The organism is Bifidobacterium sp. LCP19S3_E9 (assembly GCF_052121135.1).
GTDB classification, from domain to species: domain Bacteria; phylum Actinomycetota; class Actinomycetes; order Actinomycetales; family Bifidobacteriaceae; genus Bifidobacterium; species Bifidobacterium thermacidophilum.
The window spans coordinates 54,693-76,018 of the sequence record NZ_JBQKEV010000010.1; the positions used below are offsets into that span (position 1 = coordinate 54,693).

16 protein-coding genes and 2 pseudogenes are annotated in these 21,326 nt (G+C 61.0%); 1 reads left to right on the plus strand and 17 read right to left on the minus strand.

All coding sequences use genetic code 11. From position 1 onward, the window contains the following. The 4 genes from ACTQYB_RS06520 to rpoZ form a co-directional block, all read right to left on the minus strand. Window positions 1–2,235 (minus strand): primosomal protein N', encoded by a 2,235-nt coding sequence (locus ACTQYB_RS06520; RefSeq protein WP_441482173.1) that lies wholly within the window; start codon window positions 2,233–2,235, stop codon window positions 1–3. Window positions 2,236–2,431: 196 nt separating this feature from the next. Beyond that, entirely contained in the window at window positions 2,432–3,718 is a 1,287-nt protein-coding gene (locus ACTQYB_RS06525; RefSeq protein ID WP_441482172.1) for a class I SAM-dependent methyltransferase, read from the minus strand. Between the two features lie 175 nt (window positions 3,719–3,893). Further along, window positions 3,894–5,105, minus strand: a complete 1,212-nt coding sequence (metK, locus tag ACTQYB_RS06530; protein WP_168973560.1) for a methionine adenosyltransferase — start codon at window positions 5,103–5,105, stop codon at window positions 3,894–3,896. 173 nt (window positions 5,106–5,278) lie between these two features. Then, a complete protein-coding gene (gene rpoZ, locus ACTQYB_RS06535; RefSeq protein ID WP_015450687.1) occupies window positions 5,279–5,563 on the minus strand; it encodes a DNA-directed RNA polymerase subunit omega in 285 nt (94 codons plus the stop codon). 235 nt (window positions 5,564–5,798) lie between these two features. On the opposite strand from rpoZ, the gene ilvD reads away from it, so the two are divergent. Beyond that, window positions 5,799–7,661: a dihydroxy-acid dehydratase gene (ilvD, locus tag ACTQYB_RS06540; RefSeq protein WP_015450688.1), complete on the plus strand. Its 1,863-nt coding sequence runs from the start codon at window positions 5,799–5,801 to the stop codon at window positions 7,659–7,661. A 137-nt stretch (window positions 7,662–7,798) separates the two neighbouring features. Here the strand turns inward: ilvD and gmk are convergent, their stop codons facing one another. From gmk to rpsL, 13 genes and pseudogenes are all read right to left on the minus strand, one after another. Further along, window positions 7,799–8,419, minus strand: a complete 621-nt coding sequence (gmk, locus tag ACTQYB_RS06545) for a guanylate kinase (protein WP_441482171.1) — start codon at window positions 8,417–8,419, stop codon at window positions 7,799–7,801. A gap of 102 nt (window positions 8,420–8,521) precedes the next feature. Beyond that, the gene (gene pyrF / locus ACTQYB_RS06550) at window positions 8,522–9,454 is read right to left on the minus strand and encodes an orotidine-5'-phosphate decarboxylase (protein ID WP_441482170.1); all 933 of its coding nucleotides are present in this window, start codon (window positions 9,452–9,454) and stop codon (window positions 8,522–8,524) included. Then, on the minus strand, window positions 9,451–12,837 hold the full coding sequence (gene carB / locus ACTQYB_RS06555) for a carbamoyl-phosphate synthase large subunit (RefSeq protein ID WP_441482169.1): 3,387 nt from the start codon (window positions 12,835–12,837) through the stop codon (window positions 9,451–9,453). Before carB ends, pyrF begins: the two co-directional genes overlap by 4 nt. Next, window positions 12,830–14,050, minus strand: coding sequence for a glutamine-hydrolyzing carbamoyl-phosphate synthase small subunit (gene carA / locus ACTQYB_RS06560; RefSeq protein WP_033507252.1), 1,221 nt, complete (start codon window positions 14,048–14,050; stop codon window positions 12,830–12,832). The genes carB and carA overlap by 8 nt, the downstream gene beginning before the upstream one ends. A gap of 78 nt (window positions 14,051–14,128) precedes the next feature. Then, window positions 14,129–14,764 (minus strand): transcription antitermination factor NusB, encoded by a 636-nt coding sequence (gene nusB, locus ACTQYB_RS06565; RefSeq protein ID WP_441482168.1) that lies wholly within the window; start codon window positions 14,762–14,764, stop codon window positions 14,129–14,131. Between the two features lie 20 nt (window positions 14,765–14,784). Further along, on the minus strand, window positions 14,785–15,348 hold the full coding sequence (gene efp / locus ACTQYB_RS06570; RefSeq protein WP_015450694.1) for an elongation factor P: 564 nt from the start codon (window positions 15,346–15,348) through the stop codon (window positions 14,785–14,787). A 121-nt stretch (window positions 15,349–15,469) separates the two neighbouring features. Then, on the minus strand, window positions 15,470–15,796 hold the full coding sequence (locus ACTQYB_RS06575) for an alpha-hydroxy-acid oxidizing protein (protein ID WP_441482167.1): 327 nt from the start codon (window positions 15,794–15,796) through the stop codon (window positions 15,470–15,472). Window positions 15,797–15,858: 62 nt separating this feature from the next. Continuing rightward, window positions 15,859–15,996 (minus strand): annotated as a pseudogene (locus ACTQYB_RS06580) (alpha-hydroxy-acid oxidizing protein); the annotation flags it as partial. A 55-nt stretch (window positions 15,997–16,051) separates the two neighbouring features. Continuing rightward, a pseudogene (locus ACTQYB_RS06585) lies at window positions 16,052–16,378 on the minus strand (alpha-hydroxy-acid oxidizing protein); the annotation flags it as partial. Between the two features lie 558 nt (window positions 16,379–16,936). Then, the gene (tuf, locus tag ACTQYB_RS06590; RefSeq protein WP_033507257.1) at window positions 16,937–18,136 is read right to left on the minus strand and encodes an elongation factor Tu; all 1,200 of its coding nucleotides are present in this window, start codon (window positions 18,134–18,136) and stop codon (window positions 16,937–16,939) included. Window positions 18,137–18,306: 170 nt separating this feature from the next. Then, window positions 18,307–20,436: an elongation factor G gene (gene fusA, locus ACTQYB_RS06595; RefSeq protein WP_033507258.1), complete on the minus strand. Its 2,130-nt coding sequence runs from the start codon at window positions 20,434–20,436 to the stop codon at window positions 18,307–18,309. A 33-nt stretch (window positions 20,437–20,469) separates the two neighbouring features. Beyond that, the gene (gene rpsG / locus ACTQYB_RS06600; protein WP_015450699.1) at window positions 20,470–20,940 is read right to left on the minus strand and encodes a 30S ribosomal protein S7; all 471 of its coding nucleotides are present in this window, start codon (window positions 20,938–20,940) and stop codon (window positions 20,470–20,472) included. Window positions 20,941–20,945: 5 nt separating this feature from the next. After that, window positions 20,946–21,317 (minus strand): 30S ribosomal protein S12, encoded by a 372-nt coding sequence (gene rpsL / locus ACTQYB_RS06605; protein WP_100510868.1) that lies wholly within the window; start codon window positions 21,315–21,317, stop codon window positions 20,946–20,948. Between the last annotated feature and the right edge of the window lie 9 nt (window positions 21,318–21,326).

Consider the following 21,326-nt stretch of genomic DNA (forward strand, 5'->3'; position numbering starts at 1 on the left):
TCAGATCAGGTCTTTCGGATCGAGTTGGAAACGCAATTCCCCCGGTTCGCGCGAGGCAACATGCCGGGCGCTTTCCCGGTGCAGACGCTCGGCGAGTTCAGCGCGCTTGGATTGCGGGACACGCACGACGGCTTTGACCCGGTCCGCCATGGTTTCCAGCTCACGCGCGTCAACCGTTCGCGGCGGCGGAATCGGTACCGGGCCAAGCACGGCCGGCATCGGACCGAACTGGGTATCCAGCAGCGCCCAATCGCCTCCGGCAAGCAATCCGGCGCCTTGCAGCATCGTCCGGACCGCGGGGCGCGACCCCCATACGCATGCCGAAGCGAATACCGGTGGCAATCCGGTCTGGGCACGTTCTTCAAGCTCTTTGGAAGCGAGCAGGCGCGCATTCCAAGTCATCAGGGATTGGGCGACTAATGGGTCAGCCTCCCCGATGAGCATCGCCTGACCGCCTGTGGAGCGCGGCGCGCACCATTGAATGGCTCGCATCCACGAATCAAGCGCATCAATCCTGGCATCAATGCCTGGGGAATACAGGCTGGTCCACGCGTCGAGAATCGCCACCGCGCGGTACGCTCCCACGCCGCCGTCATCGGCACGCACCCGGGGTTCCGCTCCGGGGGTGGCCACTACCAGCATCGGCGCATCGGCGATATCGGCAATCACCCCCTGAGGCTGGTGAGGCGAAGACACCACCATGGGGATGTTCCTGAACAGGCCGCGCAGCTCCTGCACGGTTCCTGCAGCCCCCACCCGCACGACACGCATACGGTCGCCATGGCAGTGCGGACATGTCCAATTCACCGCCGCCGCGGCACACCAACGGCATCGTGGCTGCGAAACGCCGGGCACCATTTCCAAAGGCCCGGTACACTTGCCGCACCTCGCCTGCCGGTGACACGCCGCACAACTGAGTGTTTGCGCAATGCCGTCCTGGGGAATGGACAGCAGCACGGGGCCGGTTTTCAGCGCCCGCGACAGCACGGCGACCGCGGTATGCGGCACCCGCGAACCGATGGTGGGATCGGCAAGCCGCGTAAGCTCCTCACGGTTGAGCCACCTGATCCAAGGCGAACGCTCCTTGAGGGCTGCCGGCAAGGGTTGGATTGAAGTGCTGTACCCGCTCACCGGCGACTCGGCGACATGACCGCCGTCAGTCTCCCACTGGCTCAACGGGCTCCTCGCATTGCCGAGCGCGACGAACACACCGTCATGCGCCTTGGCCCTCAGCCGCAGCACGCCGCGTGCATTCGCGTACGGCGCCATGCCATCCGCCTGCTGGTAGGCGGTATCGTCGACGATGACGAACATCGCGTTGCCGTCGATCGGCGCATACATGGCGGCACGTGTGCCGATGACGCAGCGCACCTGCCCGCATGCGACGGCAAGATAGGACCGGTATCGCTCCGCCGGAGACATCGAAGCGCCGAGCACGGCAATATCTCCCATGTACCCGCCCTGTTGCGAGGCGCGCGGACCGAAGAGGCGCAGTCCCAACGACCCCAATTGCCGCACGGCATCATCCACGGTACGCATGGACGGCATCACCGCGACAACCCCGCGACCGGCGGCGAGCGCACGCAACACCATCCAAGCGAACAGCAGCGTCCAATGCCCAGCCCCTGGCATGGCGTCGGCCACGAAAGCGCCTTTGCCCCCTGTGGACAAGGTCTCGCCAAGCATCCGCAGGTTCTCGTAATCAGGTATAAGCCGCTCGCCCAGGTCATCGGCGCGTTGCGCACACATCGTTTGGCGTGCACCAGCATCCCCACTGAACGATGCGGCAAGCCGCTGCTCGTGTTCGACGCGCGCGACACGCGGGGGCACAGCGAGTCTGACGATATTGGCGCGGGTGCCGCCGTACGCCTGTGCGATCAGCGTGATATCATCCCTAAGCCTAGCGGGAACCAGGATTTCCCCGCCCAGCACCTGTTCGAGGTATCGCAGCGAGGAGTCTGGGGTCTCGCTGCGTTCAGCGCGCTCCCAGATGATGCCGTTGACGCGTCGACCCCCGAATCGCACGCGCACCAAGGTGCCGGGTACCGCTTGTGTATCCTGCTTATCCTGTACGAGGTAATCGAAGGTCTGTCCCAGATGCGCGGCCTGCACGTCCAGTACGACGCGCGCGATCGGCTGATGCTCGGCACGCTGCCGCTTCGCCGCCGTGCGCTTGCGTCTGCGCCGCGGCTCAAGCCCCTCGAAGGCAGGTTGTTCGGCGTCTGGGATAGTCATGGTGTTCACCATATCACCTGCAAGACTCGGCGTGTCGCCGTACAAAACATGTTTCCGCCCGCACCACGTATGTGAGCGGCAGCGCGTGACAGCCCGCATATGGAAGGGGTGTGGGACACAGCTAAAACGCCGTGCCCCACACCCCTGGAATGCGCCCGGCCGCACATTGACCGGTCAGTGCATCGTTGGTGTCAGGTCAGTCCTGATGAACCCACCATGGCCGGAGCGGATAGGTGGCTGTCCCCTCCTCGTTCGGCTTGACGCACAGGTACTGGTGAATCTGGATGTTATTCATCTCGAAGTTGTACGCGCAACCGGCCATGTACAAGCCCCACAGGCGCGCCTTCGGCTCGCCGACCAGCTTGACCGCCGCATTCCAGTTGTTCACGAGATTGCGGTTCCAATGATGCAGGGTCAACGCGTAATGCTGCCGCAGGTTCTCCTCGTGGATCACTTCGAAACCGGTGTCCTGGATGTTCATCTCGATTTCGCCGGGGGACGCGAGCTGTCCGTCGGGGAAGATGTAGCGGTCGATGAACTCACCCGCCGCGTGCCCGGCATGCGAGTTGATACGGGTGATCTGATGGTTGAGCAACATGCCGTTGGGCTTGAGTTTGTCGAAAATCTCACGGAAGTAGGATGGGTAGTTCTTGACGCCGACGTGCTCCATCATGCCCAGAGAGCAGATGCCGTCGAATCCGGCTTCCGGCACGTCGCGATAATCCATGAGGCGGATTTCGGCGAGGTCCTCAAGGCCTTCGCGTTTGATCCATTCCTTGCCCCACGCGACCTGCTCGTCCGCGAGGGTCACGCCGATTACGTGAATGCCGCGCCGTGCGGCGACGACCTCCATGGACCCCCAGCCGCAGCCGATGTCGAGCAGCCGGGCTCCGGCCTTGAGGCCGAGCTTGTCGAGCACCAGGTTGAGCTTGGCTTCCTGCGCGGCCTCCAAGGTGTCGGTCGGCTTGTTGAACAGGGCGCACGTGTACGTCATGGTCGGCCCGAGAATGAGCCGGTAGAAGTCATTCGACTGGTCGTAATGGTAGCTGACGGTCGCCGCATCGCCGGCCTTGCTGTGCGGCAGCAGGCCTTCGGCTGCGCGGCGTAGACGGCTCGGCCCTTCGATGCTCGGCGCCTTCGGATGCCGGATGCCATGCGAGGCAACCGAGGCGAGCGCCTTGGCGACCCCGACCGGATCGGGCTTGTGGAAGTAGGGCTTGACATTGACGAGGTCCTTGAAAACCTCGTATGGATCGCCCGGAATCATTTGCGGTGAGGAGATATCGCCCTGCAGATATGCGCGTGCCAGCCCCAGCTCATTGGGATGGTCGACCATGTAATACACCGCTCGTGAATTGTTGACCTTGATGCATACCGGTGCGTCCACCGTCCCGAATACCGACCCGTCGAACGCCTCGATGCGCAGCAGCGCGTTCGGTTCTACGAACAGTTCTATCATCTGTGCAACGGTCATGCCTGCCATGTGCTTCTCCTTGTGAGGATTACGATTTCAAACTTTCCCATTCAATCGCCGGAGCCTCTCGCCCCGGTAAGTCTGTGGAATGTGCCGGGCGGCACGGTGCGCCAGGCACATTCCGGTCATGACAGTCGACATCGGCCCTGTGGCCGGTGCAGCGGTGTCATCATGGTGCCGCAGCTCACTTGACGGCAGCCTTGAGTTCGTCGACCTTGTCGGTCTGCTCCCACGTGAAGTCCGGATCGTTGCGTCCGAAATGGCCGTAGGCGGCGGTCTTGGAGTAAATCGGACGCAACAGGTCGAGTTCGTCGATGATGGCCGCGGGGCGCAGATCGAAGACCTTGCGGACGGCTGCCTGGATTTGGTCGCGGGTGACCCCGCCGATTTCAGTGCCGAAGGTCTCCACATTGACGCTGACCGGATCGGCGACGCCAATCGCGTACGCGACCTGTACTTCGACTTTGTGTGCAAGACCGGCGGCGACGATGTTCTTGGCCACCCAACGCGCAGCATAGGCAGCGGAACGGTCGACCTTGCTCGGGTCCTTGCCGGAGAACGCGCCGCCGCCATGGTGAGCCGCGCCGCCATAGGTGTCGACGATGATCTTGCGCCCGGTCAGGCCGGCGTCAGCCGCCGGGCCGCCAAGCACGAAGGAGCCGGTCGGATTGACGAGGATGCGGTAGTCGTCATGGCGGACCTTGGCGCCAAGCACTTCGGCAAGCACCGGTTCGATCACGTGCTCGCGCAGCTGGGCGAGCAGCCAGTCATGGTCGACTTCGGGGTCATGCTGGGTGGACACCAGAACCGTGTCCAGACGGACCGGCCGGTCCTCCTGGTCGTATTCGATGGTCACCTGGGTCTTGCCATCCGGACGCAGATGCGGGACGATGCCGTCTTTGCGCACCTGGGCCAGGCGGAAGGCCAGCCGATGCGCCAGATAGATCGGCAGCGGCATCAACGCTTCGGTCTCGTCGGTTGCATACCCGAACATCACGCCTTGATCACCGGCGCCCTGGGCCTCGTAGCGCTCCTCGCGCGAGGCAGCGGACTCCTGCTCGGAATTCAGACGCGCCACGCCCTGGTTGATTTCCTTGCTCTGTTCGCTCAGCGACACCACCACGCCGCAGGAATCAGCGTCCAAGCCGATTTCGGAGCTCGTATAGCCAATATTGCGCACCACGTCACGCACGATGCGCTGGATATCGCTGTATCCTTCGCTCGTCACCTCACCAAAGACGAAGAACTGGCCCTTGGTGGCCGACGTCTCCACGGCGACATGCGAATGCGGGTCTTGCCGCAGCATATCGTCCAGAATCGCATCCGAAATCTGGTCGCAAATCTTGTCGGGATGTCCTTCGGTGACGGATTCCGCCGAAATCAGGCGACGTTCCATATTCCCCTCGCTGTCTTTCCGTCAAATGTCCGCCCACGACGGCGACGGAAAGCCGAAGCAGGAATCACACAATATGCAACTGGTTAGTAAGAATAATGCCCCCGGCTGAATTTCGCCATACCTAAACGGCAGAAAAATCCAGTACCGGGGGCATACCTCGACGAGGTCTGTAATCAGTTGCCTTCGCTCAGATCGTCCTCGCCCAGCGTCTCCTCGAGCAGACCGCTGTTGATTTCGCGGAAAGCGATAGACAGCGGCTTCTCCTGATTCTCGTATTCAACCAGCGGGCCGACGTTCTGCAGGAGACCCTCATTGAGCTGCGTGAAATACGAATTGATCTGACGGGCGCGCTTCGCGGCGAAAATCGCCAGCGCGTACTTGGAATCAGCGTGCTGCATCAGGTCGTCGATAGGCGGATCCGCGAGTCCCTGCGGATGCGGCTCAGTGCCAAGTGCCATAGGTGTCAATCTCCCATCATGCGCATGGCCACGTCCAATGCGGGCGTGGTATTTCAAATTCTTCATTGTACTGCAAGCCCCCGATATCGCGACCCGCGCATCTTAGGGCATGGGTATGGCCGTACTTTCGCGTCCCCAATCAGCAGAAATCCCGACAAAACCCTACTCTCCTAGCGTAATTTCACTATTCGGCCCAAGACTGCCACCTGTCCCCGCAAGGCACTTGAATAGAACCATGGCAGAAATGAGATCCGCAAAATTGATGAACGGGCGAGTGTTTGCGGGCGCTCGCGCTCTGTACCGCGCCGCTGGCGTTGACGGCAAGGACTTCGGCAAGCCGATCGTGGCCATCGCCAACTCCTTCGATGAATTCGTCCCCGGCCACGTCCACCTGAACAAGGTCGGCCGCCTGGTGTCCGAAGCCGTGAAGAAGGCCGGCGGCATCCCCCGCGAGTTCAACACCATAGCCGTTGATGACGGCATCGCCATGGGCCATACCGGCATGCTCTACTCGCTGCCGAGCCGCGACATCATCGCCGACGCCGTCGAGTATTCCGTCAACGCGCATTGCGCCGACGCCCTCATCTGCATTTCCAACTGCGACAAGATCACTCCGGGCATGCTCATGGCAGCGCTGCGCCTGAACATCCCGACGATCTTCGTCTCCGGCGGCCCGATGGAAGCCGGCACCACCGTCCTGTCCGACGGCACCGTCAAGGAGCACACCGACCTCATCGACGTCATGTACGCGACCGCCGACGACAACTGCTCCGACGAAGACCTGCTCGCCTACGAAAAGACCGTGTGCCCGACCTGCGGCTCCTGCGCCGGCATGTTCACCGCCAACTCTATGAACTGCCTGACCGAGGCAATCGGCCTGGCACTGCCCGGCAACGGCACCACGCTCGCTTCCCACGTCTACCGCAAGAAGCTCTTCGAGCGCGCCGGCGAGATGATTGTCAAGCTCGCCCACCGTTATTACGACGAGGACGACGACTCCGTGCTGCCGCGTTCCATCGCCACCAAGCACGCCTTCGAAAACGCCATGACCATGGATGTGGCCATGGGCGGCTCCACGAACACCGTGCTGCACATCCTCGCCGCAGCGCAAAGCGCCGACGTCGATTTCACGCTTGACGACATCGAGCGCATCTCCCACACCGTGCCCTGCATCTGCAAGGCCGCGCCTTCCGGCGAATGGGAGATTTCCGACGTCCACCGCGCCGGCGGTATCTGCGGCATCCTCGGCGAGCTCGATCGCGCAGGCAAGCTGCATCGCGACACGCATTCCGTGGATTATCCGGATCTCGAGTCCAAGCTCAACGACTGGGACATCATGCGCGACACCTGCAAGCCTGAAGCGAAGCAGCTGTTCCACGCGGCCCCCGGCCATATCGTCTCCCCTGAACCATGGACGCATGAGACGCTGTTCGACACGCTCGACACCGATCGCGTGCACGGCGCCATCCACGACATCAACCACCCGGAGATTGCCGAGGGCGGTCTCGCGGTGCTGCGCGGCAACCTCGCCCCTGACGGTTGCGTTGTAAAGACCGCCGGCGTGCCCGAAAGCATCTGGAAGTTCCATGGTCCGGCACTGGTGGTGGAATCCCAAGAAGAGGCCATCAAGGTCATTCTCAACGACACGCTCAAGCCCGGTCAGGCGCTCGTCATCCGTTACGAGGGCCCGAAGGGCGGCCCGGGCATGCAGGAAATGCTGTACCCGACCTCCTTCGTCAAGGGCAAGGGCATCGGCAAGGACGTCGCACTGATCACCGACGGCCGCTACTCTGGCGGCTCCTCAGGTCTGGCCATCGGCCATGTGGCGCCTGAGGCCGCGAACAAGGGTCCGATCGCGCTCATCAAGAACGGAGACATGATCGACATCGATATTCCGAATCGTTCGATCAACGTGGAGCTGACCGACGAGCAGCTCGCGCAGCGTCGTGCCGAACTCGAGGCCGGCGACGGCTATGTCGCCCACCGCGACCGTCATGTCAGCCAGGCGCTCAAGGCGTACGCCGCCTTCGCCCGCTCCGCAGACAAGGGCGCAACCCGCGATCCTGACCTCATCAACAAGCTCAGCGGTCTGAAATGATTCAGTTGACTTGCTGAACTTACGTTGAAACGTGATTGGGCCCTGCAGCATGGAGCTGCGGGGCCCAATCATTTATCGCGGTTGTATCGTCGCAATCGAGCAATTTCGTTAGATGCTCGAGGACTGGTTGTGTCGTCTCAGTCCCCGCTGATGCCGTATTCTTCGGTGATGACCTTCCACAGATCGTCCGCCGCCTGATCGACCGTGTTGTTGACGATGACCACGTCGAATTCAGGTTCTGCGGCGAGTTCGACCTTCGCAGTTTCCAGCCGCTTCGCACGCTGCTCCTCGTTCTCCGTACCACGACCGATCAGCCGTCGTACCAATTCCTCGTAGCTGGGCGGCGCGATGAACACGTAGACGACATCAAGCCCCATCTGTGAGGCTTTCTGCTTGACACGGCGGGCGCCCTGCAAATCAATTTCGAGGATGGTGGGCGTGTTGGCCGCCAAATGATCAAGTACCGGTTGCAGTGGTGTCCCGTAATGGGCCATGCCGTGGACAACCGCCGTTTCAAGGAACTTTCCCTCCTGCTCCTTGCGCACAAATTCAGCTTCGCTCATGAACCAGTAGTTCACGCCATTGACTTCGCCGGGGCGAGGCTCACGGGTCGTCGCAGACACGGACACCCACACCTCTGGGTGCTTGGCCAGCAGGGCGGCTTCCACCGTTCCTTTACCCACCGCAGTCGGGCCGGTCAGTACGATAAGCCGTCCACCTGTGCTGTGTGCCGAATCGCTGTGACCTGTGATTGTCATCCCATTCCGCCTTTCATCGTCAAATGCATGTCTTGTCTGGAACCGGGTGTAATTGACCGAATGCTGCCCGTGCGGCAACCAATTGCGTGAAAAATCGCTTCTTCAGGCTTGGTCGGCGCTGTCATCCGCTTCGAGGGTCGCGTCCATCAGCGCCTGTCTGATGTCAAGCGCGATGGCTTCCGTCGCCGCGGAGAGGTTGGAAATATCCGGCCCGTTCTTGGCGATGAAGCGTGACACCGTGACCAGCACATTGCCTTTGGTGCCCTTGAATACGGTGCGCAGATCGTCGGCTTCCGCTCCTTGCCACCCGTATCCGGGTGAGAGAATCGGTCCGGTGAACTGGGACGGGTCGATGCCGCTTTCGTCAATCCACTGGCCGATGGTCGCCCCGATAATCAGGCCTACCGAACCCATGCCGGGCGTGGTGTCGTTGAATTTCTGCGCGGTACTGGCAATACCGTAGGCGACGGTTTTGCCGCTGTACTCGCCTTTTTGGCGGATCGCCGTTTGCAGGCTCGCACCTTCAGGATTCGATGTGAGCGATGCAACGAACACTCCCCGCCCGTTGTCAAGCGCTTCGTCAATCAGACCGCTCAATGAGCGTGCACCGTAATATGGCAGCAAGGTGATCGCATCAGCGAGCAACGGCGCACCCGACTTGAAATACGCGTCCGCAAGGGCGGAAATCGTAGTCGGAAGACCGCCGTGCAGGCAATCGACGATAGTGATGATGCCCATCTGCCGCGCGGCGAACAACACCCGTTCCAGTGCCGCGATGCCCTTGGAACCGTACCGTTCGAACATCGACTCCTGGAATTTGACGGCAGCGGCACGGCCATTCGCAGCCTGAAGCATGCGCATGGAGAACATCTCCGCGCCGCTGGCGTCAACATTGTAGCCCCAGTCACTCAGTAGCCTGCGATGCGGGTCGATGCCCACGCATAACGGGCCATAATGGTCCATCGATATGCGCAGGCGCACACCGAACTCCGATCTCATCGCTTTGCGTTCGCTGTCAATGGGGCTGCTGCTCATTGGTTGTCACGCTTCTCAATCGCGAAGAGCTGACGGGCATGTTCCTGAATGCTCATCACCTGATAATCGTTCTTCTTAACCGCTTCAATTGCCATAAGCACCGCGGAGAATTCAGTCATTGTGGTGAATTGAGGCAGGTCAGCCGCGATTGCCGCAGCGCGAATCGAGTAGCCGTCGGCGCGCGATCCTCGAGAGTTCGGCGTGTTGAGCACCATATCGATGGTGCCGTCCTCGATGAGTTCCACGACATTCTTGCCGACGCTGCCTGGGGCGTGGACAACGTGGGTCTGGGCGTTGCCGTCACCATCGAGCCGGGTGGAAAGCTTGTCGACGATCTTCGATTCAATGCCGTAGCGGCGAAGGACCGATGCAGTGCCTTCGGTCGCCCAAATCTTGAAGCCGAGCTCGACCAGACGGCTGGCGAACAGTGGCAGCTGACGCTTGTCCATATCGTTGACCGAAATGAACACATTGCCGCCGGTGGGCAAGCCGCCATCGTACGCGGCGAGCTGGCTCTTGGCGAAGGCGTGCGGGAAGTCGCGGTCGAAGCCCATGACTTCACCTGTCGAACGCATTTCCGGTCCCAGCAGGATGTCCACGGTACGGCCAACCGGCGTACGGAACCGCTTGAACGGCAGCACGGACTCCTTTACGGCCACCTGCTGGCCGGGGTGGATGTCACCGCCGTCGCCCTTCGGCAGCAACAGACCGTTGGCGCGCTGCTGGGCGATGGTTTCACCGACCATGATGCGGGCCGCCGCCTTGGCCAAGGACACGCCCGTTGCCTTTGAAGCGAACGGAACGGTACGCGAGGCTCGTGGGTTGGCTTCGATAACGTACAGGGTGTTGGCCATGAAGGCGTACTGCACGTTGATGAGGCCGCGCACACCGCAGCCCTTCGCGATGGCGTAGGTGCCTTCACGCAGGCGGCGGATCTGATCGTCGCTGAGCGTGCTTGGAGGCAGGGTGCATGCAGCGTCGCCGGAATGCACGCCCGCTTCCTCGATATGCTCCATGATGCCGCCGATGTAGAGTTCCTCGCCGTCGAACAGCGCATCGACATCAATTTCGATGGCGTCCTGCAGGAACTTGTCGATAAGCAGCGGGGAGGGCAGACGCCCGGAGACGACCATATCGGCCTTCGCCTCGTTGAGCGCACGGCTGACGTACTTTTCGAGCTGGTCATCGTCGTACACGATTTCCATACCGCGGCCGCCGAGCACATAGCTCGGGCGGACCAGCACCGGGTACCCGATGTTATGTGCCGCTTCACGGGCTTCGTCGAGGCTTAGTGCCGTACCGTAACGAGGCGCGTTCATATGCTCCTTGCGCAGCACCTCGCCGAACAGCTCACGGTTCTCGGCCAAATCAATCGATTCGGGCGAAGTGCCCAGAATCGGGACGCCGGCGGCCTTGAGACGCGCGGCAAGGGACAGCGGGGTCTGCCCACCAAGCTGGACGATGACGCCCTTGATCGGACCCATCTTCTTCTCGGCTTCGTAGATTTCGAGCACGTCTTCGAAGGTCAGCGGTTCGAAATACAGCCGGTCGGACATGTCGTAATCGGTGGACACGGTCTCCGGGTTGCAGTTGACCATGATCGTGTCGTAGTCCTTGCCGAGCTCCTGCACCGCGTGCACGCAGGTGTAGTCGAACTCGATGCCCTGTCCGATGCGGTTGGGCCCGGAACCAAGGATGATCACGGCTTCGCGGTCGCGCTTGCGCAGCTCGGTTTCGTCCGCATAGCAGGAGTAGTAGTACGGCGTCGCCGCGTCGAATTCAGCGGCGCAGGTGTCAACCGTCTTGTACACGGGTCGGATGCCGTAGCTCCAACGCAGCTCGCGGATGGTGTTCTCCCCTTCGTCGCCGAGAGAGCGCAGGTGTGCGATCTGCACATCGGAGAAACCGGACTGCTTGGCTTTGCGCAGCAGGCGGGGTGAAAGCGCCTCCGCTCCCCTGATTTCCATGGCGGTGCGGTTGATCAGGGCGAACTGCTCCAGGAACCACGGATCGATCTTTGTGGCGTCATGGAGCTGTTCGACGGTTGCACCGCCCCACAGTGCGCGCATAATCTGCAAGTAGCGCTGTTCGGTGGGGATCTTCGCTTCGGCGAGCAGCTGCTCGACTTCCTGCTGATCAGGCTTGTCACCGTCCCAGTTGAAGCCCATGTGGCGCTTGTCGATGGATCGCATCGCCTTGCCAAGCGATTCCTGGAAGTTGCCGCCGAGCGCCATGGCCTCGCCGACGGACTTCATCGACGTGGTCAGCGTGGGATCGGCTCCCGGGAACTTTTCGAAGGCGAAACGCGGGACCTTGGTCACCACGTAGTCGATGGTCGGCTCGAACGACGCCGGCGTAGACTTGGTGATGTCGTTCTGGATTTCGTCAAGCGTGTAGCCCAGCGCCAGCTTGGTCGCGATTTTCGCGATCGGGAAGCCGGTCGCCTTCGATGCGAGGGCGGAGGAACGCGAGACGCGCGGGTTCATCTCGATGACGATGATGCGACCGGTCTTGGGGTGGATGGCGAACTGGATGTTGCAGCCGCCGGTGTCCACGCCCACACCGCGGATGATTGCGATGCCGATGTCGCGCATGCGCTGGTATTCACGATCCGTCAGGGTGAAGGACGGTGCCACGGTGATGGAATCGCCGGTGTGCACACCGACCGGGTCGACGTTCTCAATCGGGCAGACGACCACGACGTTGTCCTTGCGGTCGCGCATGAGCTCGAGCTCGAATTCCTTCCAGCCTTCGATGCCTTCCTCGAGCAAGACTTCGTCGGTCGGTGAATAGTGCAGGCCTGCACCTGCGATCCGATGGAGCTCCTCCTCGTTATGGGCGATGCCCGAACCGAGGCCGCCCATGGTGAAGCTCGGGCGCACGACAATCGGGTAGCCCAATTCGGCGACGATGTCGTCGACTTCCTTCATGGAATGGGCGATGGCGGAACGCGCGGATTCTGCGCCGCAGCTGTCGACAACCTTCTTGAACAGTTCGCGATCCTCACCACGGTCAATGGCTTCGAGCGACGCGCCGATGAGTTCGACATTGTATTTCTTGAGGACGCCAGCCTCGCCGAGCGCGACCGCGGCGTTCAACGCAGTCTGGCCGCCCAGGGTCGGCAGCAGGGCGTCGGGGCGTTCCTTGGCGATGATCTTCTCAAGGATCGGGGTGGCGATCGGCTCGATGTAGGTGGCATCGGCCATCTCCGGATCGGTCATAATAGTCGCCGGGTTGGAGTTGACGAGAATGACCCGGATGCCTTCTTCGCGCAGCACGCGGCACGCCTGGGTGCCGGAATAGTCGAATTCTGCGGCCTGCCCGATGACAATCGGGCCGGAGCCGATGACCATGACGGATTTGATATCGGTGCGCTTAGGCATTGGCGTTTTCCTCCTTGGCGGAACGCATGAGCTCAACAAAACGGTCGAAGAGGTAGGAGGCGTCGTGCGGGCCGGCGGCGGCCTCGGGGTGGTACTGCACGGAGAAGGCCGGGATATCTTCGCATTGCAGGCCTTCTACGACATTGTCGTTGAGATCGATATGCGAGACGAACACCTTGCCGTACTTGCCGTCCCCGTAGGGCGCATCCACCGGCTGGCCGACCGGGGCGTCGACCGCGAAGCCGTGGTTGTGCGCGGTAATCTCAACCTTGCCCGTGGTCAGGTCCTTGACCGGCTGGTTGACGCCGCGATGGCCGAATTTGAGTTTGTATGTGCCGAAGCCAAGTGCCCTGCCCAGCAGCTGGTTGCCGAAGCAGATGCCGAAGAACGGGTATCCTGCGTCCAATACCTGACGCAGCAGATTGACTTCCGGATCGGCCTGTTCAGGGTCGCCCGGACCATTGGAGAAGAACACACCGTCGGGGTGGAGGTCTTCGAGTTCTTTGAAGGTGATGGTGGAAGGAACGACATGCACACGGCACCCTCGTTCGGCCATGCGGTGCGGGGTCATGCCCTTGATGCCCAGATCCACCGCGGCGACGGTGAACAGCGGCTCCTTGCCTTCAAATTGGCCGCACGGCTCGATGGTGTACATCTGCTCGGTGCTGACCTCGTCATACAGGCTCATGCCTTTCATCTGCGGAATGCCACGCACTTCGTCGATCATGGACGCGACAGTGCGCGGTTTGCCGGTTCCGCTGTCAATCAGAGCGTCGCCCGAGAAGATTCCTGCACGCATGACGCCTGCGGAACGCAGGTGGCGCACCAGTTTTCGGGTGTCGATGCTGCTGATGCCGACGATACCGTTGTCGGTCAGATCATCGTCAAGACTTCCCGTGGCGCGCCAATTGCTCACGTTCGGGCTGGGGTCGCGCACCACGTAACCGGCGACCCAGATTCGGGAGGATTCCGGATCCTCCTTGTTGATTCCGGTGTTCCCGATGTGCGGGAATGTCTGCACCACAATCTGGCGATCGTAGCTCGGGTCGGTCAGTGTCTCCTGGTATCCGGTCATGCCGGTCGTGAAGACGATCTCCCCGTGGGTCGTACCGATTGCGCCGTACGGCTCGCCGACATACACTTGCCCGTCTTCGAGGACAAGTACTGCATCGTCAAGTGAGAAATCCACGGCTTCGGAATCGTTCTGGTTCACCAAAACCCCCTTATTCTTTGGGTATTTGTACCAAGGATACCGGCCGGCTGGGACTCTCACGCCGGCCGATGCCCGGTGTCAGTTGGTCGTGTGCTGGTCTTGCGGCGAGTCCTCATGCGAATCATCCGATCCGGATGTCATTCCCGGATCGTTGGGAACCGTATCCGTCGATTCGCCATCGGATGCCGTCTGTTGTGTGGGCGGCTCCGATTCCTCGGCGTCATCGGCGCCCGATGCCTCAGGCACGTCGTCTTCGGGCTGAGACTCCGATTGCTCGCGCTGCCGTTCCAACTCGGCCTGATGAGCGAGGTGCTCTTCTTTCGCGCCGCAGATGGCGCTGAGCAATCCGTGGATGAAGGATGTCGAACCTTCGTCGCTCAACGTCTTGGCGAGACTGATCGCCTCGTCGATGGCGACTTTGTCCGGCACTTCGTCGTTGTACAGGATCTCCCAGGTGGCGATGCGCAGAACGTTGCGATCGACAACGGCCATACGCTTGACTTTCCAGCCGGTGGAATGTTCATCGAGCAGATGATCAATCTCTCCACGGTGCTCAGCGACGCCGCGGACAATTTCAATCGCATAGTCGGGAAGCGGTGATTGCGTACCGGGGTTGGCGATGCGCTCAGCAAGAAGGGACAGGATATCCTGTCCCTTCTCATCCGCTTCGTACAACGTGTTCAGAGCCCTCTTACGGGCGGTGGAACGTGCCATGAAGCCTCAAATCCTCGCTCTCAGTTCTCACGACCGAGGTAGGAGCCGTCACGCGTGTCGACCTTGACCTTCTCGCCTTCGTTGATGAACAGCGGAACCTGGATCTCAGCGCCGGTCTCGACGGTCGCAGGCTTGGTGCCCGCGTTGGAGCGGTTGCCCTGCAGGCCCGGCTCGGTGTGCGTGATGGTCAGGATGACAGAAGCCGGCAGCTCGACGCTCAGCGGAGTGCCGTCATGGAAGCTGACGATGCAATCGGTGCCTTCGAGCAGATACTTGCTCTGCTCGCCGATGAGCTCCTTCGGAATCATGATCTGGTCATACGTGGTCATATCCATGAACACGTAGTTGTCACCGTCCTCGTAGGAGTACTGGAGGGTGCGGTTGTCGACGGTCTCGAATTCCATCTTCATGCCGGCGTTGAAGGTCTTGTCGACGATCTTGCCCGACAGCACGTTCTTGATGGTGGTACGCACGAAAGCGGGCCCCTTGCCCGGCTTGACGTGCTGGAACTTAATGACCTGCCACAGCTGGCCGTCGAGATTCAGAACAGAGCCGTTCTTGATGTCATTGGTAGTTTGTGCCACGTGTATTCACCTATTCTTCAGTTACTTGAGGCAAAACAAAAAATGCCTTGCCCATTATGCCACAACGAGTTGACCGCAAACAGGCGCGATTCATTCCGGCTACGGCACAGCAACGACACCCTCACGTGGCGATGCCGTGAACCCCTGATAGGAAGGCTGACGGCCCCTGCCCTTTCACCAGGAAGGATTCGTCGATATCCGCGATGCGAGACACTCCTGCGGAGTTCATGGTGTGAGCCAGCTCATCGGTGATGCGCTCAATCATTTTCGTGATGTCGTCCTCTCCCCCGGCAGCTGCGGCCCACTGAATGGGACGCCCCAGACCGACCGCGTTCGCCCCAAGCGCAAGTGCGCGGAAGACGTCACCGCCGGTGCGGATACCGGTATCAGCGAAAATTTCGGCATCGCGCCCGAGCTCGCGGCGTATTCTGGGCAGCGCATACGCCACAGGACGACACCGTCAACTTGGCGTCGTCCATGATTGGATACCATGCCACCGGCCGCTCCTGCATTCATCGCTGTGACGGCGTCCTCGGGACGAATCACCCCCTTGGCGTACACCGGCAGCCCCGATATTTCCTTGAGCCATTGGACGTCCTTCGGGGTAATGGATGTCGCGAGGTTGAGCGCCCAATCGGTCATATGCATGTTCGGGAAATTGCCGCTTGTCCCCTTCCCATGTGCCGTAAATGCCGTTGCGGAATCCGAAGTCGCGGCGATAACCCGGGCAGTCCAAAGTCAACATGAGTGCCTTGGCACCGGACGCAACGGAACGTTCGATGAAAGCCTCGGAAACCTTACGGTTATCGAACAGGTAGACCTGCTGCCGCCAATCGCCTTGTGCCTCAGCGGCGAAATGTTCTACGGGCTCTGATGCATTCGTCGGGTAGACGATGAACGTGCCCGCACGGTCCATGCCGTTTTGTGAGGTAATCTCCCCATTCTTGCTAGCCAGCCGGTGGTATGCGGTAGGCGCTCCGAAAATCGGCGTGGAGATGGTACGCCCACCGATGGTGACAGACGCATCGATGTCCCCCTACATTGTGGAACGCCCGCGGCAGGATACCGAAACGCCGCCACGCCAAGGCGTCGATGTCACGCTGTCCGCCGTCGATGTCTGCATTGCCGTCCTCATACTGCAATCCAGCTTCGGTCATGTTTGCCGTCGCCTGTGCGTGTATCGCGGCCCAATCCATATTCTCACGTCCTATCATCTGCTGTGCCGGCTGTCTGCGGTATCGTGGCATGCCGACTGCCATCTGTGATGTAGAGAACATTGGAGTGCGGGCGTAAGGAATCCGAGTGACGTTCCGAGATGCGGCCTGGTCAGGATATCGCTTCTTTCGATAGCTTGTATTCGGTCCCATAATCGCCAAGGCCACAATCGCTGTGGCCGATGCCGGGCACATGCATGAGCAATGACAATGACTTACCGGGAATCACCGGGGGATGTACCGGGAATGACCGGAAGTTGTCGGGAATGACCAAGATTGGCCGGAATGACCGGGGAAATGAAAACGCCCCCGAGGATGACCTCAGGGGCGTTAACGCTACTTCAGCGTGTCAGGGAGTACCTGCGATATGCAGACTACTCGATGATCTTGGTCACACGACCGGAGCCGACGGTGTGGCCGCCTTCACGCACAGCGAAGGTGAGGCCCTCTTCCATGGCGACCGGCTGGATCAGCTCGACCGTGAAGGTCGCGTGATCGCCAGGCTGGACCATCTCGACGCCTTCCGGCAGGGTGATAACGCCGGTGACGTCGGTGGTGCGGAAGTAGAACTGCGGACGGTAGTTCGAGAAGAACGGCGAGTGACGACCGCCCTCGTCCTTGGTCAGGACGTAGACTTCGCCCTCGAACTTGTGGTGCGGGGTCACGGAACCCGGAGCAGCCACGACCTGGCCACGCTCGACCTGGTCACGGTTGATGCCACGGAGCAGCAGACCGGTGTTGTCGCCAGCCTCGGCCTCGTCCATCTGCTTGTGGAAGGTCTCGATGGAGGTGACGGTGGTCGCCTGGGTGTCGCGCAGACCGACGATCTCCACGTTGGAGTTCACCGGGAGCTTACCACGCTCAACACGGCCGGTCACCACGGTGCCACGGCCGGAGATGGTGAAGACATCTTCAATCGGCATCAGGAACGGCTTGTCGAGATCGTGGACCGGGGTCGGGATGTAGTCGTCGACGGCATCCATAAGATCCTTGATGGTCTGGACCCACTTCTCGTGATCCGGAGCATCGTCGTGCAGGGCGCCGTACGCGGAGGTACGGATGACCGGGCAGTCACGATCGAAGCCGTTCTCGTCGAGGAGGTCGCGGACCTCTTCTTCGACGAGGTCGATCAGCTCTTCGTCGTCAACCATATCGCACTTGTTCAGAGCGACCAGGATGCGCGGCACGCCGACCTGGCGAGCGAGCAGCACGTGCTCGCGAGTCTGAGCCATCGGGCCGTCGGTGGCGGCCACAACGAGGATGGCGCCATCCATCTGAGCAGCGCCGGTGATCATGTTCTTCACGAAGTCGGCGTGGCCAGGGCAGTCCACGTGAGCGTAGTGGCGCTTCGCGGTCTGGTACTCGATGTGGGCGATGTTGATGGTGATACCACGCTGCTTCTCTTCAGGAGCGGCGTCGATCTGGTCGAAGTCATACTCCGGGTTGAGATCCGGATACTCCTCGTGCAGCACCTTGGAGATGGCGGCGGTCAGGGTCGTCTTGCCGTGATCGACGTGGCCGATGGTGCCGATGTTAACGTGCGGCTTAGTACGCTCGTACTTTTCCTTTGCCATGTGTGTCCTCCTGGACGTCTCGTAGTTTGCCTGTGCGATCTTCGCACAAAGCACTCGCTACATATTACTGGGTTTCTGGGTTGTGTGCCACATCAGAGCCCGAACCCAGTCAACGCTTGTCTATTCTAGCGCTGACTGGGGACAGGGCAAGTCCGATGTGGCTCAGTGTGTCACTCGCCGCGCTGGGCCTTGATGATCTCGTCCGAGACGGCCTTCGGGACCTCTGCGTACGAATCCATCTGCATGGTGAACATTGCGCGACCCTGCGTCTTGGAACGCAAATCGCCGATGTAACCGAACATCTCGGAGAGCGGAACCTTCGCGTCGATGACCTTCACGCCGGTGGCGTCGGTCATGGACTGGATGGAGCCACGACGGGAGTTCAGGTCGCCCATGACGTCGCCCATGTACTCTTCCGGCGTACGGACTTCGACGGCCATAATCGGCTCGAGGATGACCGGCTTGGCCTTCGGAGCGGCTTCCTTGAAGCACATGGAGCCGGCGATCTTGAACGCCATTTCCGAGGAATCGACATCGTGGGTCTGGCCATCGGTGACGGTCGCCTTGACGCCGACCACCGGGAATCCGGCGAGCACGCCGGACTGCATGGCTTCCTGAACGCCAGCGTCGATTGCCGGGATGAACTCCTTGGTAATGTGGCCGCCGGTGACCTCGTTGACGAACTCGTAGGTCTTGCCGGAAGCCGGATCGATCGGCTCGAAGTTCATGAGCACCTTAGCGAACTGGCCGGAACCACCAGTCTGCTTCTTGTGGGTGTACTCCTGGTTCATGACGGCCTTGCGGATGGTCTCGCGGTACGCGACCTGCGGCTTGCCGACATTCGCCTCAACCTTGAACTCGCGACGCATACGGTCGACGATGATGTCGAGCTGAAGCTCGCCCATGCCGGAAATCAGCGTCTGGCCGGACTCTTCGTCGGTCTTGACGCGGAAGGTCGGATCCTCGTCGGACAGCTTCGCCAGAGCGATGCTCATCTTCTCCTGATCGGCCTTGGTCTTCGGCTCCACGGCGACCTCGATCACCGGGTCGGGGAAGGTCATGGAGGTCAGGGAGATCGGGTTCTTCTCATCGCACAGCGTATCGCCGGTCGTCACGTTCTTCAGACCGACGAAGGTGTAGATGTTGCCGGCTTCTGCAGCGTCGACCGGGTTCTCCTTGTCGGCGTGCATCTGGAAGATCTTGCCGATGCGTTCCTTCTTGTCCTTGGTGGAGTCGAGGACGGTGTCGCCGGGCTTGACGGAGCCGGAGTAGACACGCACGAACACGAGCTTGCCGTAGAACGGGTGGGTCGAGATCTTGAAGACCAGCGCGGAGAACGGATCGTCCATAGTCGGCTTGCGGTCGATTTCGACGGATTCGTCGCCGGGCTTGAAGCCCTTGATGGCCGGGATGTCCTCAGGGCTCGGCAGGTAGTCGACGACTGCATCGAGCATCGGCTGCACGCCCTTGTCCTTGAACGCGGAACCGCAGGTCACCGGGAAGGCCTCGCGGGCGATGGTGAGCTTGCGGATCGCGGTACGGATCTCGTCCTCGGACATTTCGCCAGATTCGAGGTACTTCTCGAGCAGATCCTCATCGGTCTCGGCGCACGCGTCGAGCAGTTCGGCGCGATACTGTTCGGCCTTGTCCTTGAGATCATCCGGGATGTCGACGGTGTCGTAGTGCGCACCGAGATCATCCTTGACGTCGTTCCAGACGTAAGCCTTCATACGGACCAGGTCGACGACGCCGGCGAAGTCGTTCTCAGCGCCGATCGGCAGCTGAATGACGAGCGGCTTGACGCCCAGCTTGTCCTTGATGGTCTGCACGGAGTAGTAGAAGTCGGCGCCGAGCTTATCCATCTTGTTGATGAAGCAGATACGCGGAACCGAATACTTGTCAGCCTGACGCCACACGGTTTCGGACTGCGGTTCCACGCCTTCCTTGCCGTCGAAGACGGCGATGGCGCCATCGAGCACGCGCAGGGAGCGCTCCACCTCAGCGGTGAAGTCCACGTGGCCAGGAGTGTCGATGATGTTGATCTGGAACTCATCGTCCACGTCGTGGGTCTGGCGATGCCAGAAGCAGGTGGTTGCAGCGGACTGAATGGTGATGCCGCGTTCCTGCTCCTGAGCCATGAAGTCCATCGTCGAAGCGCCATCGTGCGTCTCACCGATCTTGTAGTTCTTGCCGGTGTAGTACAGGATGCGTTCGGTGGTGGTAGTCTTACCGGCATCGATGTGAGCCATGATGCCGATGTTGCGGACCTTATGCAGGTCGGAAAGCACGTCCAGTGCCATAAGTGTTCCTTAGCTCTTGTTCTCTTCAGTCAATTACCAGCGGTAATGAGCGAACGCCTTGTTAGCTTCCGCCATCTTGTGGGTGTCCTCGCGACGCTTCACTGAAGCACCGAGACCGTTGGACGCGTCGAGAATTTCGTTGGCGAGGCGCTCGGCCATGGTCTTCTCGCGACGAGCGCGGGAGAAGTCGGTCAGCCAGCGCAGCGACAGCGTGTTCGCGCGAGCGGGCTTCACCTCGACCGGGACCTGGTAGGTCGCACCGCCGACACGGCGGGAACGAACCTCGAGGCTCGGGCGAATGTTGTCGAGAGCACGCTTGAGCACGGCCACCGGCTCCTGATCGGTCTTCTCCTTGACCATATCAAGAGCGGAATACACGATGTCCTCAGCGATCGACTTCTTGCCGTCGAGCAGGATCTTGTTGATGAGCTGCGCCACAACGGTCGAACCGTAGATCGGATCGGGCAGCACCTGATGCTTCTTAGCGGGTCCTTTACGTGACATATCTCTTACTTCGCCTTCTTTGCTCCGTACAGGGAACGACCCTGCTTGCGGTCCTTGACGCCCTGGGTATCAAGCGCACCACGCACGATGTGGTAACGCACGCCCGGCAGATCCTTCACACGGCCGCCGCGCACGAGCACGATGGAGTGCTCCTGCAGGTTGTGGCCTTCGCCGGGGATATAGGCGGTGACTTCGATGCCCGAGCTCAGACGCACACGAGCGACCTTACGCAGAGCCGAATTCGGCTTCTTCGGGGTGGTGGTATACACACGGGTGCACACGCCGCGGCGCAGCGGGCTTCCCTTCAGGGCCAAAGTCTTGGACTTCTTCGGCTTCGGCTTACGTCCCTTGCGGACGAGCTGTTCAATGGTAGGCAACTTACTATC

Excerpts from the sequence above, each read along its gene's own strand:
- ilvD (WP_015450688.1), top strand. The coding sequence starts at position 5,799 with ATGGCAGAAATGAGATCCGCAAAATTGATGAACGGGCGAGTGTTTGCG.
- ACTQYB_RS06525 (WP_441482172.1), bottom strand. The coding sequence starts at position 3,718 with ATGGCAGGCATGACCGTTGCACAGATGATAGAACTGTTCGTAGAACCG.
- gmk (WP_441482171.1), bottom strand. The coding sequence starts at position 8,419 with ATGACAATCACAGGTCACAGCGATTCGGCACACAGCACAGGTGGACGG.
- pyrF (WP_441482170.1), bottom strand. The coding sequence starts at position 9,454 with ATGAGCAGCAGCCCCATTGACAGCGAACGCAAAGCGATGAGATCGGAG.
- rpsG (WP_015450699.1), bottom strand. The coding sequence starts at position 20,940 with ATGTCACGTAAAGGACCCGCTAAGAAGCATCAGGTGCTGCCCGATCCG.
- rpoZ (WP_015450687.1), bottom strand. The coding sequence starts at position 5,563 with ATGGCACTTGGCACTGAGCCGCATCCGCAGGGACTCGCGGATCCGCCT.
- nusB (WP_441482168.1), bottom strand. The coding sequence starts at position 14,764 with ATGGCACGTTCCACCGCCCGTAAGAGGGCTCTGAACACGTTGTACGAA.
- fusA (WP_033507258.1), bottom strand. The coding sequence starts at position 20,436 with ATGGCACTGGACGTGCTTTCCGACCTGCATAAGGTCCGCAACATCGGC.
- tuf (WP_033507257.1), bottom strand. The coding sequence starts at position 18,136 with ATGGCAAAGGAAAAGTACGAGCGTACTAAGCCGCACGTTAACATCGGC.
- ACTQYB_RS06520 (WP_441482173.1), bottom strand. The coding sequence starts at position 2,235 with ATGACTATCCCAGACGCCGAACAACCTGCCTTCGAGGGGCTTGAGCCG.
- metK (WP_168973560.1), bottom strand. The coding sequence starts at position 5,105 with ATGGAACGTCGCCTGATTTCGGCGGAATCCGTCACCGAAGGACATCCC.
- carB (WP_441482169.1), bottom strand. The coding sequence starts at position 12,837 with ATGCCTAAGCGCACCGATATCAAATCCGTCATGGTCATCGGCTCCGGC.